Raw genomic sequence first — 16,523 nt, 5'->3', positions numbered from 1 at the left:
GGATGCATTGGAGAGGTTGTACGAGGCATCAAAGGAGGCGAGGCATGATGTTGACACCTAGAGAAGTAGTTGAGGCAAGAAAACGTGCAGAAGAACTTCTCACACATGACGATTTGACTATGCTGGAATACAATTCATTCCATATAATAGTAAAACAGTCTGACACCAATGAGATCCTTGCCAACGCGCTTCGGGAAGCCGTTAGGGCGTTCCAACGCATGATACGTATTGCAGAAGAGTCTCCAGAGGGGGACACCATCGAAACTAGGATTGCTCGTGAGACTATCGTACTCATCGAATCCAGAGTGCCGCATGAATGGTGGGATTGTGGTAACGAGTGAGTGAATATTAACCAGAGTCTGCTAAACCACCGAAAAATGCTTGTGCAACAAAGGGCTTCGGACCTCTGATGTCGAAATCGTGTGCGTGGATTTTAGGAGCCTATTATTGCGAGGGTTTTGCAGAATGACTCCTGCGCGCGGCCTGCACACCATATATAGCGTCTAATTATCATGGAGCCCGTTACATATAGTCAGTTAAACGTTAGAAATAGAATTCTGCAAAACCCTCATTGCAATATTACGTGGCTGACCAAACATCAAGGAGGAGATTATATGCATACGTACAAAGGTAACAAGCACAAACGAAATATCCGTCCTATCAGTCCCCTTCAAATTGATACTGTTGATCAGGAAGACTCAAATATGGAGGCCGTCAAAATCACTACCGAAATCACTACTGTTGAACAGGCAGAGACAAATGAGGAGGTCGTTGAAATCACCATTTCAAAGTCAGAAAACCTTGAAATAAAAATTAAAGGATCTTCCAAAATGTCATTTTGGGGTCATGATTTAAAATTGGAAGCAATCTTGACTCTACTTGAAACAATTGACTTCAAAGACTTTGAAACGATTGAGGATCAAAAAGAATTAGCAGACAAACTCGAACAAATTCGTGAAATGATTGATGATATTATGTTCTGATACCAAAGTAGTGCCAGTGCCTGAGACCAAAACTGTGAAAAAGACGTGCCACACCGGCCGATTGCAAAGCAAGGAAGTTTGTTTGTTGTTCAGAACGAGAGCGACCTTAAAGTTATAACCTCCTTTCGCCTGCCGCTTCGCGCCTTTATTGGCGCGCTTGCCCTGGTTACTCGATGGTCGTCACATGCATCCGATTGATGATATCACTGTAGTGACTAACATGCATGAGAAACCCTACTTCGTGCGGTTCTTGGTGCACTGTGGAGTTCAACGTTTCGTGGTTGAGCGGATATCGAAATTTAAAAAGGACCTTCTTCCGGAAATCAAAAGATGGCACTTGAACTAGGCAAAGCACATCAACTACTGTGCGTTGGTAAAATCGTCACTACACGGTCTCCGAATTAGCCAAGTTGCAGTCATGCATGACGCGACAGACTCAGCACAATTGTGACGCGCAATTTGACCCGGCTCCTATCTTCGTACACGCAAAAATCTAGCAATCTAGGTATAATAGCATCGAGCATCACCTTGGGGGTTCACTCCCTGCCCGCGAAGCGGGAGGGGGTGAGGCCACATGAGTACAGCGACAGCTATCGGACTGATGATCCAATCAGTCTCGGCGACTATTGCCTTCCTGTCGTTGGTCGTGGCTTTGGTACTTGCCATAGTACGCAAGTAACCGCCCCCTAGGTTTACCGGCCTCGGGGCGGTTACTGCCTTAGAAGCTATCGTAGATAGCGGGCAGGGCCAATGCCCAGGCGATGATGCTCAAAGCGCCGGAGGCGCCAACTCCGGCGCTTTTTCATCATCACCACACAGTATTCTTTCCAGTACGCATCATGCACATGCTGCTGAACTGTTCATTCTCAGTGTACTCAAACGAACTAGACGACACAAGATAGCACTAGATGGAATGAACGATAACAAAATATAATCATATATAAAATTTATCCCTGGGAATCGATCGGGCCTTATTAACTTCTCTCCATCTCCACTCCGACCACATCCCGCACATCCACGATATGCACGCCTGCCGCCGTCCTCACGCGCAATTCCCTACCGCGCGCCGACACGCGGCCCACCAGCACCACATCCCGTTCCGGCGTAAACATCGTCACGCGCACGATGCGCCCCTCGCGAATCGCCTCGCTGAGCACATACTGCATCTCCTCCAAGCGCTCCTCGGTGAGCATCGGTCGCTTCCGTTTCATCCGTTCACGCTGGATTTGCGCCATGAGCGCTCGATGCTCTGGCAACACAAGCCGCATGGCCTCGAAGATGTTCCCGTCCCGGATGTTCATGCGTAGTGACCTCCGATTCGCAGACTCCGTTCACGCAGCTGTCCCGCGCGCGTCAGGCTCACGGCGCGCATGATGGACGTCTCGCCAAAGCGTGCGCGAATCTCGTCCACCGTCTCGTACAGTCGTGTCCGCGCCGGCACGTTCTCGAACAGCGACAATTGCAAGGTCTCACGAAATTGCAGCATGTCGACGGCCACCGACACGGCCCGCACGCCAGAACCGTCCCAGTGCTCATCCAGAAGCGCCAGGAGCACCGGGTAGAGCTCGGCTGGGTCGTTTGTGGCGCGCGGCAACGTCCTCGCTCGGTAGAACCCGCCCGTCAATCCCTCGTAGGTGAGCCCGAGACCGACACGACGTCCGGCCTGATGGGCTTGGCGCAGTCGGTGACACACTTCGTCCAGCAATTCCAGGATGACGACCGCGATTTCACTGCGCTCGTAGAAGTCTCGCGGCAACGTCGTGCGATGGGAGAATCCCTTGTGCGGCGCGTGATAACTGTCCGGATTGATGTCGCTCACGTCGATCCCGTTCGCCCAGCGATGGATGACTTCGCCCCATACGCCGAACTCGGCCTTGAGCACACCGACAGGCAAGCGTGCAACGTCGCCAATCGTCTCGCACTTGAACTTGCGTCGAAGGACTTCCGCCCGCCGCTTCAAGCCCCACATCTCCTCAACGGGCAATGGATGGAGCACAGACGGAATGTCCTCTTCTCGCCACCACACAATCCCGCCGGGCGTTTTCTTAGCGGCTTTGTTCGCCATTTTCGCAAGCCACTTATTCGGCGCAAGCCCAATGCGCGCGCGGATGCGAAACTGGTCCCAGATGCGCGCTTGGAGATTGCGTGCCGCCGCGATCGGGTCGGGGAACAAGTTTGATGGGTACGGGAAGGCGATGAAGCCCTCGTCGACCGAGAACTGTTCCTGGAACGGGAAGCACTGCTGCATGAGCATCTGGATCCGAACCGACACGTGCAAATAGAAGGCCATGTGCGGCCGCACGACAATGAGACGCGGATACAGCCGGAGCGCTTCTCCCAAGCGCATCGCATTCTCGACGCCGTATCGCTTCGCCGTCGGTGTTGCGGCGAGGATAATGCCCGAACGTCGGGCCGGGTCACCAGATACGACAAGCGGCGGGTCGGTGGAATCATCGAACTCCTTGCGCCGGGCCGCATACTCCTCGCGGCTCGCCACCTCGCACGAGGCGTAGAAGCTTTGCATATCCACCAGGCCGTAGATGAGCTTGGTCATCGCGAAATCATCCCCGTCCGCTTGGCACGATTCGCGGCTTCGGCCTCCAGCATCTTACGCATGAAGACCGCTTCGTCGTAGTGATCGCCGACACGAAACTCGACGCGGATGTCCATGTCTCCGTCCTGACGCTCAACGATGTGTAACCCTTCCGCACGCATCTGTGCCTTGACGCGCGCACGTTCGCGTACGATGTGCGCTTGGATGAGTTCGAGGATGAGAAGTTGTCGGAGTAAGGCGGTAGGCCGGTTCATACGGACACCCCTGATACGAACATATGTTCTTATAAGAAGTATATACGGCACGGGGAACAACGCAAATAACTAAATATGGTGAGAGCACCATCGGACGAGCATTGGATGATGAGGAAAACTGCAAGAGAGGCGGAGAAGAAGCGGGGAAGAGGTGTATAATATAAGTGCCCCCACTCGCGGGAACGAGTAGGGGCGACGGACGGTGTAGCGGCCGTTCGGGCCGAATGAGCTCACAGATACGGTTAAGCGATGGTCAGCTCGGTGGCACGGGCTGGCCATCAGTCTTTATCGAACTCGATGCGAAATGCAAAGAGCCAAAGGTGACCTACAGGTACAGGGATTACCTGAAGCTTAACCTTCATTCGGACCACCTCCCGTTACCCGAACGGGAGCCACACCGCCCCATGACCGGGAGGTGGTTACCACGCCCTAAGACCGCTAGGTCGTCTACGACGATTTCTATTATACGATTCCGAGCAAGTTTTTACGAACATATGTTTGTGTAAACTACGAGATGGCCTAAACTTGGCGCAACTCTTCATCTCTCACGCGCTATCCTTTCCCCAAAGGAGGCGCGTGAGACATGGATACGCAGTGCATCGAAGTTCGCTGTGGCAGTGCTCGTCATCACCTGTCGTATGAGGACTTGTTCACTCCTGAAGTTCAATCCTTGTTCGAAGAATGCTACGCACTTGGCGTCGAAGTGCGCTGTCTCTGCAACCCCGACCGTCCAGTCCCCATGCATCTGCGCCGCGTCCGCATCCGCCCTCCGACGTACACTGTCGTCACGAATCCTCTGGGCATCCATCACCCGAACTGTCCGCGGTTTCGCCAATCACGTCATCCAAGCGCGTCTCACAAAACGCGTGACGCACAAGCCGTCGAAACTACGCCAAATCACATCGAAGAATGGCTTCCGCATAGGAGGATCTTTGTGCCCACCTTAGATCAGCTGAACGACGCACAACGAGAAGCTGCAACGCACAAAAACGGTCCTTGCATGGTCGTCGCCGCGGCCGGTTCAGGAAAGACCGCCATGCTCATCGCGCGCATCCAGCATCTCATCAACCAGGGCGTAAGACCTGGGGACATCCTCGCGTGCACGTTCACGCGCAAGGCCGCGCAGGAGATGACCGACCGCCTGCTTGCCGCCGTGGGCGAACGGGGAAAGGCCGTGACCATCGGGACGATTCATTCGGTCGCATATCGCATGGTCACGCCAGAACTCGGGGAGGACTGGCGTGTGCTGTCGGACCCCACGTGGATGATCGAGCGTGTGCTGGAGGAGCCAAGTGGCAAGAATCCGCACGGCGTCGGGCCCGTGATGAAGCTAGGCGAGGCCATCTCCGCCATCGCCAAGGCCAAAGCGGACGCGCTTGGGCCGCACCAGGTGTCTGACCCTTTGACCAAGGTCTACGCGGCATATGAGACGCTGAAGGCTGAGCGTAAGACCCTGGACTTCGAGGACATGATCCTCCACGCGATTCGCCTGTTCCGCACGGACGAAGCGTTCGCGAAGCGGTGGCGTCAGCGTTGGCGATACGTCATGGTGGACGAGTTTCAGGACACGAACACGGCGCAGTGGCTGTTCTTGTTGGAACTCGTCAAGGCGCACAACAACCTATTTGTCGTAGGGGATGATTGGCAGTCCATTTACTACTTCCGCGGGGCACGCCCGGACCTCATGAAAGAGTTCCTACGTCGGTTTCCGGACGCAAAAAGGGTCACGCTGGAGACCAATTATCGCTCACACGACCTTATCGTCGACGTAGGGCGGCGCATCATCCGGTTGAACGACGGGCATCAGCTCCCTAAACGCGTGGTCGCGCACCGCTCAATGCCGGAAGGCGCGATCGCACAAATCGTGACGGTGCGCTCTGACCTCGAGGAAGCGCGCTTCGTCGCGCAGGAACTCCAGCGTCTACGGAAGGAGCACGGAGTATCCTGGAGCGATTGCGCCGTGCTCTATCGAACGAACATCCAGTCGCGGCTCTTTGAAGAAGCGCTCGCCGACGCGGACATTCCGTATCACGTGGTCGGAGACAAGCATTTCTACGAGTCGCCGGACGTGAAAATCATCCTGGACTATCTGCGAACGACGCAGGACACGTCCGATCCGACCGTGTGGGGGCACCTGCTCAATCGTCCCAAGCGCTACATCCCGATCGACGTCGTGCACGAGGTTCAGCACGGCGGATGGGAGGCGGTGGTCGCGCACCCCAAATGTCGTGCCTTTGTGACCACAATCGACACGCTTCGCCGTATAGAGGAACCTTCCAAAGCGATACAATGGTTGGTAGACAACCACCCGGGTCTAGTACGCCAACAAGATGAGGACGAACCCATCAAGTGGGTGGATTCGCTCATCGCTTCGGCGTCCAGATACAAGACCGTCGCGTCGTTTTTGCGTTTCGTGGATTGGATCATCGAGAAGTCGAAGGAGCCGAAGGACGAGGCTGTGCAACTCATGACCATCCACAAGGCCAAGGGCTTGGAATGGACCACCGTGTTCGTCGCAGGCCTCGCGGAAGGCCTGTTGCCGCACAAGAAGGCCTTGAAGGGTGAGGAACTGCGCGAAGAGACGCGCTTGTGTTACGTCGCGGCCACACGAGCACGCGACAATCTGTATCTCATGGCGGCCAAGTGGTACGGAGACAAGGAGCGGGAAGTCTCACGTTACGTGAACGCGGTTAAAAATCCGTGAGAAAGGAGGAGCAGGCGTCATGTGGACATGGCTCATTCTAGGTGGCTCCATCGTGGCGATCATCGCGCTGAACGTCATCTTCCGAGAAAAGACCCGCGCGTTCGAGCGGCGCTTCCATCGATAATTTGGCGTAAAGATGGCGCAAATCGTCCCGAAGATCATGATATGCTCAAGAAGTAAGCGAACCTTATGCGAGGAGGACAAGTATGAACAAACGGGACCTCATTCGAAAAACCGCTGAAGAGACAGGACTATCCCAGAAAGACTGCGAAGCCGTGATCAACACGCTCTTTGATACCATCCGGAAGACGGTAGAGTCCGGCGAGAAAGTCCAAATCATCGGCTTTGGAACGTTCGAGTTGCGTGAGCGTGCGGCCCGTACAGCGCGCAATCCCCGGACCGGTGAAGCGGTGGAAGTTCCGGCTCGTCGTGTCCCGGCATTCAAGCCAGGTGCCGAACTCAAACAGGCCGTGCAGGTGTGATCACAGCACAGGGACGCCCCCTGTGCCGACTGCACGAACGAACATCGTGCGGCCGGCAGAGGGACGTGCGCTAAACGATGTGGAGGGCATATCCGTGGCTATCCAACTTCGTCCGTACCAACAGGCTGCCGTCGACGCGTTCTTTCAGGCTCTGGCCGAAGGTCGCAAGCGCCAACTCATCGTCCTTCCGACGGGCGCAGGCAAGACCATTGTGTTCGGGAGTGTCGCGCGGCGCTTCCACGAAGAAGTTTCGCGCGAGCGGCCGATTCTGGTCATCGCGCATCGTACGGAACTGCTCGACCAGGCGGAACAGAAAATCCACTTCGTCTGGCCGGAGGCCTTCATCGGACGCATCCAAGGCGCTCGCAACGAGCAGCTGGGCGACGTACTGCTCGCTTCCACGCAAACACTTGTCGCAGGTCGACGGATACCCCAACCGGGGCTCATCATCTATGATGAATGCCACCACAGCCGCGCAGAGGGCGCGCTTGGCGTACTGGAGCGCTTGGGTGTGTTTGAGTCGGATGGCCCGCCGTTGCTTGGCGTAACCGCGACACCTTCACGTTCAGATCGGACGGAGTTGGGCGACATCTTCGAACACCTGACGTACGAGCGCACGATTCTCGACATGATCATGGACGGATACCTGTCGGATGTGCGCGGAGTGAAGGTTGAGGTTCCGGGTCTGAACCTTGGCGCCATTCGGACCACGGCGGGTGACTACAACTCGAAAGACCTGTCGTACGTGATGAATATCGAATCGGCACTCGATGCGGTCGTGGACGCCGTGGTCACGCACGCGCCTGGGCGCAAATGCCTCGTCTTCGCGGTCGATGTCAAGCACGCGCACGCCCTCGCGGAGCGATTTCAGAAGCGTGGCATCGCCTGCGCCGCCGTAGACGGAGCTATGAAGGCAGAAGAACGCGCTGCCATCCTCCAAGCGTTCGCGGAGAACCGCCTGTGTGTCCTCGTCAACTGCCAGATTCTCACCGAAGGCTATGACCAGCCGGACGTGGACTGCGTGGTCATTGCGCGGCCAACACGTTCCCAAGCGCTGTACGTGCAGATGGTCGGGCGAGCCCTGCGTCTCCATCCTGACAAAACAGATGCGCTGGTGCTCGATCTTACAGGTGCGAGCGACGATAAATCGCTCCAGACGTTTGCGCGTCTCATGCGCACCCAGAGAAAAACGGCGACACACGCGCTGGTCGGAGCGGAAGAAGGCGAAGATGCCGTGCCTATGGAGGACGGGGAAAGCGTAGGCGAGTGGCTGACGCGCGTGGCGCAAAAGCGGGAACTCGCGGAGCAAGTGGCACAAGCCATCAATCTGTTCGCGAACAGAAGCCGGTATCGCTGGGTGCGGGTCAAAGACAACTTCGCGATCGCGTATGGCCACGATGGCTGGGCGTACTTGTACCGCGACGGGGACGAGTTTTGGCCGGTGCTCGAACTGAAGAACGAGAAGTTCATGCCACTCCATGACCGCTCCTTGCCGCTTGAATATGCCCAAGGCGTGGTCGAAGGCTTTCTCTCGCTCTTCGAATCGTCGCTTATCACGAAGGAGGCCGACTGGCGAAATGCTCCCATGACCGAGAGGCAGAAGTACGTGCTCCAGAAGTATCGAATCCGCTACGATGATACGTGGACGCGCGGCATGGCGGCGGATGCGCTCGGACAACGATTTGCGGCGAAGCGGGTGCGCGTGCTGCAGAAGAACTTCGACGCGCAAAAATGGCGGGATGTCTTAGCACAGCCGCATGGGCAAGCGTGGCTGGAACATCGGCTCATGGCCTTACGCGCGCGTGCACAGTCTCGAGCACGCGTAGCGCAAACCAGCTAAGGATGCCTAGGTGTTGCGTTCTTGGAGTACCTGGCGGATGACTTCCACATGTTCATCCAACTCCTCCAAGCGCACTGTCCAACCCGTGCGGTCACCCATCAATATGGCTCGTTCCATTCGCTCCACCAGATGTACGAGTTCCAGGGTATCCATCCGCCGATAGGTAGAAAGCAGCTCGGCTATTCGATCTTGTTGTCTCCGGCGGCTTAGCTCACGCCACTCCCGCTGATGTTTCACGGACTGGATGAGCCACGGAATCGCCGTCCGCACGAGCTTATCGGCTGAGCCAAATGTAAGGCGTCCACCGCGCTTTGTCGCACGAAAGGGACACACGTACGGTTTGCGTGGGTTCGTGCCCGTCTTGAGTCTTGTGGTATCTTGTGTGGGTACAGGAAACAGATTGCGCACGAGTGCATCGTGAACTTCCGCCAGGATGTCTGGCTCTTCGTCAAGGCCTTCAGTTTCCTCGCACCAAATTGCCTCGACGTCGGCCTTCGTCAACTCGTCACTCGACCGCACAGACGCCCTTCGCCTTGGTTGCTCATGTATCGTTAACTCGTCCTGTGAGGCTTCCTTCGTCTCCTCCAAGGGATGTGGAGGGTCCGAAAGAGCAGGCGGCGTCCGTAGAGCAGCAAGTTCCGCCTGCAACTGCGCGACCTGTGCGCGTAAGTTCTCGTTTTCTTCGCGTAACCGGGAGAGTTCTTTCAACACGGACGGTTCATCTTGTGCGATTTCTTGTTCTACCGGCGGAACTTTGCCAAAGTACTTAGTCAAGCGCCGTCCATCCACGGTCTTCGAGCCATACCAGTACGGGCCGTGGCCAGGGCCTTCTCGGCACACACGACAAGCCGATTTCCCGCACCTGCGATATTGTGCTGCAATGCTCCACCCGTCGTATCGGATCGCCATGTCACACACCACCGATCATCCGTCTCATGATCGTTATGATATCCATTTGGCACAAGAACACACAAGATGCGCGCGAATATTGGCGTAAAGTTGGCGCAACATACACACCGCTCCGTGCTACATTCACCTCGAGATCGTCCCATCTCACGGCTGAGCCTGTGATACCCTGAGCCAGGAGAGGAGAGATGGAAAGATGATGGGTCGTTCCCATATGGCCATTGGCGCAGTCGGGGCGGTTGCGGCGACACCACTGGTTTTACATGAGCGCTGGGAGTCGTTGCGGGATTTACTCACGCATCCCTGGGCCTCGATGCCGCATATCGTCGTCGTCCAGGCTGCGTTTGTCGCGGCTACGGTGGTCGGAGCGCTGGTGCCGGATTTGGATCAGCAGGATGCCAAGCTGACCTACACCATCGAAATCGTGTTTGGCCTGCCGGTTTTGGCCCTGGCCATCGTGGTAATGGTGCTCATGCACTGGGCGACGTCGCTCACCGCATGGGGCATAGCACTCTTGCTCATGTTCATCTTCGGCGCAGCGCACAACGTCACGCGCATGCTCGGCTTGGGCGCCCTTGCGACCATTTTGCTCGACTTGGCGTACCACCATCGCATGCCGATGGAAGCCGCGGTATTGCTCGCCGCTTGGATGGTGGCGACGATGCCGGCCAAACACCGGACATTCACCCACAGCCTGCTGGGCCTCGCTGTGTTTGGAGCGGGCTGTTACCTGAGTGAGCCGGCGCTGAGTCACTTGCACCTGGGCGTTGCCGCGTACGGCCTCATCTTGGGGTATGTGCTCCACATGGCGGCGGACTTCATCGCGGGCGGTGTACCGCTCCTTTGGCCGTGGGGAAAGCGCCAAGGCGTGCACCTGGTGAAGTCGTTCAGCGCTGTCGACTACCTCATTGGTGGCATCGGGATTTTCACGTTTGTTGGACTCGCACTCGTGTAGCGAGCATGAACGCGGGCCACTACGCTCGCCAATACGCTAGCGAGCTTTCATGCTAGCTGGCACAATTGCTAGCTAGTGTATGCGCTAGCTTATTGGCGAGCAAAGCGAAAGGAGCATCGACGCATGCCGGAAGTCCCTGCGCTTGTGCGCGTAAGCATCGCGCATTCGACGTGGTTCATGGTCGTCATTGGCGCAATTGGCGCGTTTGCGTTGTATCGATCCGTCTTTCGCGCGCTCGGGCGCATGGCTCAACTCGGTACATTGGCCGTCATCGCCATGGCCGGGTTTGGCGTGGTGAAACTGCATGGTCTGATCGCAGCGTGGCAGAACCGTATGCTGCATCCAAGCACGCCGAAGGCCGCAACCACCGCGACCAACAGCCATGCAATCATCAACCCGCTCACATCCGGTACAGGGCCAAAGCTCCCGCTTTCCGCACTGAACGCGACAAACCCGCTGGTGCATGAGAATGCCTGGGTGATCGCGTTGGCCTTAGTGGCCGGAGTCCTCGGCCTACTGGCCTTCTTCGTATATCGAGGCCTGTCTCCAACAGCAAAAGCGCAGTTCTTGCAACGCATGCAGGCCACGGATTTCGATAGGAGCACCCATCGTCGTGATGACGATCCGAACAAGTTTTCACTCGTCGGGGTCGAAGTCGGCATCCGAAAAGATAACGGCCGACCGATTCGCATTGAAGGGAAAGACCGGTTTATCAACACCTTAGTGCTTGGTTCCACCGGCACGGGGAAGACAAGCCGTATCATGCTCAAAGCTGTGTACCAGGACCTTCGTTCGATGGCAAACGGCACTCCCATGGACGTGATCGCGATGGACCCCGACGGCGGATTCGCACAAGCCGCAGTGAACATGGCGAATCAGTTGGGCGTGGAGACCATCATCATGGATTTGCGCGGCACGATGCCGAGTACGGTGTCGTTCAGCCCGTTCGGTGGCGAGATTGCGGACATCATCGACAATGTGCGTGCTGCACTCCAAGAGAAGATGGGCAAGCAGGACGGGTTCTTCCAAAACGCGCAGGACGACTTGGTGCGGACGGTGATACAGGTTCAGGTGCCGCTTTGGCCAGAAGCGGACTTCTTGCAGTTCGCAGATCTGGTGACCGATCCGCTCCACTTCCGTGCGATTTGCAGCATGGTGCAAGACTGCGCGGCTCAAGAAGCGGGGACGGCGAAGAAAAAGCGCAAGAGCGAAATGGATGAGGCCATGAGCATGTGGGAGCACGAGCGACCGGAGGTCGAGGCCCGATTCCATAGGCTCACTCCGCACGAAAAGAGCATGGTGCTTTCGGCAGCGCGCTCGTTCCTCATGGACACCGCGACCGAACAGAAGCTGGAGAAGTTGGAGACCATCACGAAAGGCCTCAAGATCGTCGTCAATGAGTTGGCGACGAACCCTCGCCTGCGACAGGTATTCAAGACAGACGAGCTCCCGCCGTTTGACTTTCAGGGCTTTCTCGCGGCAGGCAAAGAACAACCTGGGCGTTTGGTCGTGGTCGTGACGGGGAACCGTCCGGCCGGCAAACTCTTCGGCAAGCTGTTCCTGGTCACCCTCAAGATGTACGCGCTCGAACGCGAAGGCACGGAAGATACGCGCCGACCCGTGTATCTCTACGTCGACGAATTCGCCGTCTACGGCACCGAGTCGTTCACCGAGATGTTCTCCCAAGCGCGCAAGTACCGCGTCGGTATGATGCTCGCCATTCAAGCGCGAGCGCAGCTCCTTGATGTCAGCAAGAAGTTCATGGACGTCGTGGAGGGGAGCTGTCGCAACAAAATCTACTTCCCGGCCCCGTCTCCGGATGATGCGCGCTTCTTGGAGCACGCGCTGGGATCCGTGAAGAACATTCGCGAAACCTATTCAGAAAACAAGCTCAGCTGGTTCTTTGACACCCGCAACTTGGACCGGCGCGTGAGCACCCAGGAGACCATCGACCCGCGGTATCGCTTGGAGGACATCTCCTACGGGCTTTCCAAGGACGAGGCGATTTTCGCCATGACCGTGGACAATCAGGTGCAGGCGCCCTGTGTCGGCATCACGTCGTACGCAGATGAATGGGTGAAAAAGCAACGCGGATTCTTCGACGTGCGCCGTTCGCAGAACAGATCGCAACGACAGCCGACGCCTATCAACGTAGCGGTAAAAGTCGTCGAACATGGGGTATCAGAAAGGCGGTCTATGCCGGAACCTCGTGACGAAACCTATGTCCCAAGTCCTGCATCGCCGTCGAAGGTACGACCCACGGCAGATCGGAACGCGAAAATCAATGTTCAAGCCTTCGCGCGCGCGATCCAAGAGGCGGCTTTCCATATGTCCGATGCGTCGCGCGCCGATACCGTAGATGTCGAGCCAGTCGAAACTCACACGGAGACATCGCCCCAACAGGGGGAAACAAGCCCATATGCGTCGCCGAATGAGTCGACAGCGCAAGAGGCCGAGAGACCCATAGAAGAGCCAGCCATTGTCCGTATCGACTTACGGCCTCAGCGACCGCCGAAACGTTGCCCACAGTGCGAAGCAGAACTGACCTTGACGCCGGATGAGCGCAAATGGCGGTGTCCGCGGTGCGGGTTTGAACGGAAGAATCGATGATGGCGTAAAGTTGGCGCAAACCTCCGACAGCATTGGTGTATGGTCATGATAAGAAAACAAAATTTGAAAGGTGGTCACACACATGTTAACGGACATCAAGTTAGAGCGTCATGCAGTTCCTTATGCGCCAGTTTGGATACCGGGAAGGGAAAGAACCGGGAATGTCCTCGTTGAAGGTGGCCCGGGAACTGGAAAGACATATTGCCTGAAGACTATGCTGCATCAAGACATTCAAGCGATGGTTGACGGACAACAAGACTGCAGAATGATTGTCATCTCACCGGAAGGTAGTATGTGTGACATCGAAGATTGCACAAGTAGATTGCAAGTGGATTGGATCAAAATTTACTCTAGGGCCTTGCATGTAAGCTCTCCATATGAAAAAGCGTTTTTCAGTGCTTTACGAAACCTTCTAATGGTGAGCCCGGATGATTCACAGTCCACATGCGACCGGGTACTGGCCGAATACGGGTTATTGAAACCATTCCTATATTGCTCAAGGCAAAACACCAAAATTGTCTCGTTGTATACAGGATATCAAGAGATCGACACATTCATCGGCGCAGCGTTTGTGCATTATCTAGCTTGCAACATGAGCAAAATCACGATGAAGCCAACCATTCTGTATGTTGATGAACTTCACCGTTACGCTGCCTATGCGCCACACGCAGTAGCGAAGTTATTTGAGTGCGGAGCAGAGCATGGAATATCTTTGATCGCCGCAGTTCAGTCCACAGAACAGCTGAACACCGCGGAATCGCCATGCCTGAGTGAATTGGTCAATCGAAACACTCGCTTTCATGTGAAGATGCGAACCTCAGAGGATAGAGATACACTCCGCCTCGCACCCAATCAGGCGTTGTGGATCACAAGCACAACAAGGCATGTTATCGAAGTATCTCCTCAATTTAGAAATTAATAAATAATCAATTTGACCAAGTGAACGAGGTGAATACTATGGAAAATTTGCGTGCTGTATACGTAAACACGTTTGCAGAGGGTTCGCGAAGCACAGATCCCATTCAATTGAGCGTTGATGAATTGAAGATGGCCGCGCGAGGATGGAAACGCGCAAAAACAGTTATCCATGTGCATCTCTTAGGTATGCAGCAGAAACTTGTAGATGGTACGACACGAGACATTCTCGTTGGAGACATTGGCCCAGCCAAAGTCATGCTCCCCGTTGACCCAGAATATTCGGCGTTGGAAGATGGCGAAGATCCTATGTCCCTTACAGATCGTTGGATTTGTGGAATCGTAGAAGACTTTGACCTACAGGACGAAGGGGATTCGACCATTCTTCTAAATCGCAAGAAGGGTTTAGAGCGCCTGAGAGAATTGAATGCGGAACGAGTTAGCAAACCCGGAAATCGAGCAATTGGCGTGATCGTTGGAATTCGAAGGGGCGCATATGTGTTGAATGTTGGCGGTTATACAGCCCTCATGCCTAAAGCGTGGTACGACTGGGATGACTCCAAGCGAGATCAGGGGACGATTGGAGAGGAGTTCCCGGTTCAAATCCAGCCATCGAAAGTCGAGGATCGAATCGTCGTCAGTCGATGCCACCTGATGGAGAATCCGAATGTCCCATCGTCACTACGATTTGACCGCGGCACGATTCTCCGTGCAACGGTTGCCTTCATTCGGAATGGGTTAATCAGGGCTGAGGTCTATCCAGGATTCCTCGTGAGTGTAGACCCCGTGATTCTTCGACAAATTCCGAAACCTGGAGATCGAATTACTGTTCGAATCTTGGGCCAGAACAAAAATGGCTATTATGGGATGATGGTCGATCACCAACCGCAAAGTGTTGGATGAATTGTCTGCTCGCGTAGACCTGAGAGGCACCTGTACCAGGACGGGTGCCTCTCGGTATGTATACACCGTATTGACAAATACCCATTGTCTTCAGATAATGATGGCATAGCGGAATTCCCCATTGAAAAAATCCGGAACGATCCGGATGTCCTTGCTCGGGAGAGTACGAGTAAGGACTGCACGTGGGTGGAGGAGTACGTAAATCAGAGCCTCTTCTGAAACGTACGCAACGAGCGAAGAACTGGGTGGGAGTAGCACAAGCGAAGAACCCCAGGGAGTAGCGAAGTGGCCTCCAGCGTTTCCCTCCGCGCAGAGCGAACGCCGTGCAGTACAACCATGAAGAGGCAACCATTAAGCTGCGATGCTTAATGAGATGAGCGTCTGGAGAGGGACCAGACCCCGACGCACAACGGGTTAGGTGCGGAGCGTCCTCACATATATCATGGCTGAACGTCCGCGGGCATGATATGTGGAGAGGGTTCAAACGCAATGAGGAACGCGGACGCTTGATAACCGGACCATGTAGGTCTGTGGGTGAATGTGCATCGCGAAGAAGCGACGGAGTACCGATGGAGTAGCCTAGCGAAGAAATCGGGAAGAAGTCGTGGAGTAGCGCCTACGGTCGACGGGATTTGCATGCCGTCGAGCCTGTAATTTGATATGCGCACACCGTGCGCACCGTGCAAAGCCACGGAGACACGTGACAAGCTGGTTTGTGCCATGCGAAGGCATGGGCAGGCGAGCTTTTATTCGTGTTTCCGTGGCTTTTTGCATGTGCACGGAACACGAAAGGAGGCGATGGAACCCCATAGAGGCGCGCGAACCACGTGCACATTCGCCAAGCGAAAATCAATAGGGAGGTGGGCGTCATGGTCAGCATCGAAGAAGTAGCTGCACGCAACGGCCTCGTGTTGTACCCGACGTCCCGACCTGGCCAATGGAAGGCTCACTGCCCCGTATGCGGGGACCAGGGCCGCAACTTCCATCTGTACGTGTCGAGTGTCAAGGACACGTTCTACTGCCACAAATGCGGGGAAAAAGGCGGCGCGGTCGCCTTTCACGCATGGCTGCGCGGAATCTCGTTCGAGGCAGCGAAAGCCGAACTGTACCCGCAGGGGACACGGAAGCGCAACCTACACCCCGCAGAACGGCTCACCGCCGCCCAACTCGCCGAGCTTGGCTTCACGACGCGCAAGCCGTGGCGCATGCCAAAAGGCGTGGACCCACTGGCATGGCGACGTCAGCGCAAAGCAATGCTCGATTGGATTTGGGAAGAATACCAGGGGCATGAGCGCTTCAAGCGCGAGCAGACCGAGCGGTTGATGCGGCTGCTCACGAACGCGCACGAGTCAACATGTGAACAGCCGACAGGAGCGTGAATCGTTGAAATCGCTCAGTCAACGTTCCCGATACACCT

The 16,523-nt window shown here is 55.8% G+C and carries 14 protein-coding genes; 10 read left to right on the top strand and 4 right to left on the bottom strand.

Features of this window, described 5'->3' with window-relative positions; translation table 11 throughout:
- Positions 1-44: 44 nt before the first annotated feature.
- A complete protein-coding gene (locus tag AACI_RS14950) occupies positions 45-341 on the top strand; it encodes a hypothetical protein (protein WP_015759758.1) in 297 nt (98 codons plus the stop codon).
- A 273-nt stretch (positions 342-614) separates the two neighbouring features.
- Positions 615-983: a hypothetical protein gene (locus AACI_RS14945; protein ID WP_015759757.1), complete on the top strand. Its 369-nt coding sequence runs from the start codon at positions 615-617 to the stop codon at positions 981-983.
- Positions 984-1,957: 974 nt separating this feature from the next.
- Here AACI_RS14945 and AACI_RS14940 read toward each other — a convergent pair.
- Genes AACI_RS14940 through AACI_RS14930 form a run of 3 tightly spaced genes read right to left on the bottom strand, consistent with a single transcriptional unit; the run spans position 1,958 to position 3,791 of the window.
- Positions 1,958-2,284 carry a YolD-like family protein gene (locus AACI_RS14940; protein ID WP_015759755.1) on the bottom strand — a complete coding sequence of 109 codons (327 nt, stop codon included), beginning with the start codon at positions 2,282-2,284 and terminating at the stop codon, positions 1,958-1,960.
- Positions 2,281-3,537, bottom strand: a complete 1,257-nt coding sequence (locus AACI_RS14935; protein ID WP_015759754.1) for a DNA polymerase IV — start codon at positions 3,535-3,537, stop codon at positions 2,281-2,283. The genes AACI_RS14940 and AACI_RS14935 overlap by 4 nt, the downstream gene beginning before the upstream one ends.
- Positions 3,534-3,791, bottom strand: coding sequence for a hypothetical protein (locus AACI_RS14930; protein WP_015759753.1), 258 nt, complete (start codon positions 3,789-3,791; stop codon positions 3,534-3,536). Before AACI_RS14930 ends, AACI_RS14935 begins: the two co-directional genes overlap by 4 nt.
- 934 nt (positions 3,792-4,725) lie before the next feature.
- On the opposite strand from AACI_RS14930, the gene AACI_RS14925 reads away from it, so the two are divergent.
- The 3 genes from AACI_RS14925 (at position 4,726) to AACI_RS14915 (ending at position 8,817) form a co-directional block, all read left to right on the top strand.
- On the top strand, positions 4,726-6,495 hold the full coding sequence (locus AACI_RS14925; RefSeq protein WP_245530833.1) for an ATP-dependent helicase: 1,770 nt from the start codon (positions 4,726-4,728) through the stop codon (positions 6,493-6,495).
- Between the two features lie 206 nt (positions 6,496-6,701).
- Complete coding sequence (locus AACI_RS14920; protein ID WP_015759751.1) at positions 6,702-6,977, top strand: HU family DNA-binding protein; 276 nt, start codon at positions 6,702-6,704, stop codon at positions 6,975-6,977.
- A 94-nt stretch (positions 6,978-7,071) separates the two neighbouring features.
- Positions 7,072-8,817 carry a DEAD/DEAH box helicase gene (locus AACI_RS14915; protein ID WP_015759750.1) on the top strand — a complete coding sequence of 582 codons (1,746 nt, stop codon included), beginning with the start codon at positions 7,072-7,074 and terminating at the stop codon, positions 8,815-8,817.
- Between the two features lie 6 nt (positions 8,818-8,823).
- Here AACI_RS14915 and AACI_RS14910 read toward each other — a convergent pair whose 3' ends face one another.
- The gene (locus AACI_RS14910) at positions 8,824-9,726 is read right to left on the bottom strand and encodes a DUF6788 family protein (RefSeq protein ID WP_015759749.1); all 903 of its coding nucleotides are present in this window, start codon (positions 9,724-9,726) and stop codon (positions 8,824-8,826) included.
- Positions 9,727-10,036: 310 nt separating this feature from the next.
- Here AACI_RS14910 and AACI_RS14905 point away from each other — a divergent pair, with 310 nt between their 5' ends.
- The 5 genes from AACI_RS14905 (at position 10,037) to AACI_RS14890 (ending at position 16,485) form a co-directional block, all read left to right on the top strand.
- Positions 10,037-10,678, top strand: coding sequence for a metal-dependent hydrolase (locus AACI_RS14905; RefSeq protein ID WP_245530832.1), 642 nt, complete (start codon positions 10,037-10,039; stop codon positions 10,676-10,678).
- Between the two features lie 243 nt (positions 10,679-10,921).
- Positions 10,922-13,288, top strand: a complete 2,367-nt coding sequence (locus AACI_RS14900; RefSeq protein WP_245530831.1) for a TraM recognition domain-containing protein — start codon at positions 10,922-10,924, stop codon at positions 13,286-13,288.
- 82 nt (positions 13,289-13,370) lie between these two features.
- Entirely contained in the window at positions 13,371-14,207 is an 837-nt protein-coding gene (locus AACI_RS16165; RefSeq protein ID WP_015759746.1) for a hypothetical protein, read from the top strand.
- Between the two features lie 38 nt (positions 14,208-14,245).
- Entirely contained in the window at positions 14,246-15,106 is an 861-nt protein-coding gene (locus AACI_RS14895; RefSeq protein ID WP_015759745.1) for a hypothetical protein, read from the top strand.
- Between the two features lie 869 nt (positions 15,107-15,975).
- On the top strand, positions 15,976-16,485 hold the full coding sequence (locus AACI_RS14890; RefSeq protein WP_015759744.1) for a CHC2 zinc finger domain-containing protein: 510 nt from the start codon (positions 15,976-15,978) through the stop codon (positions 16,483-16,485).
- Positions 16,486-16,523: the final 38 nt, after the last annotated feature.

Origin of the sequence: Alicyclobacillus acidocaldarius subsp. acidocaldarius DSM 446, from assembly GCF_000024285.1 — a bacterium.
Classification (GTDB): Bacteria; Bacillota; Bacilli; order Alicyclobacillales; family Alicyclobacillaceae; genus Alicyclobacillus; species Alicyclobacillus acidocaldarius.
This window is presented reverse-complemented; position numbering and strand designations above follow the sequence as displayed.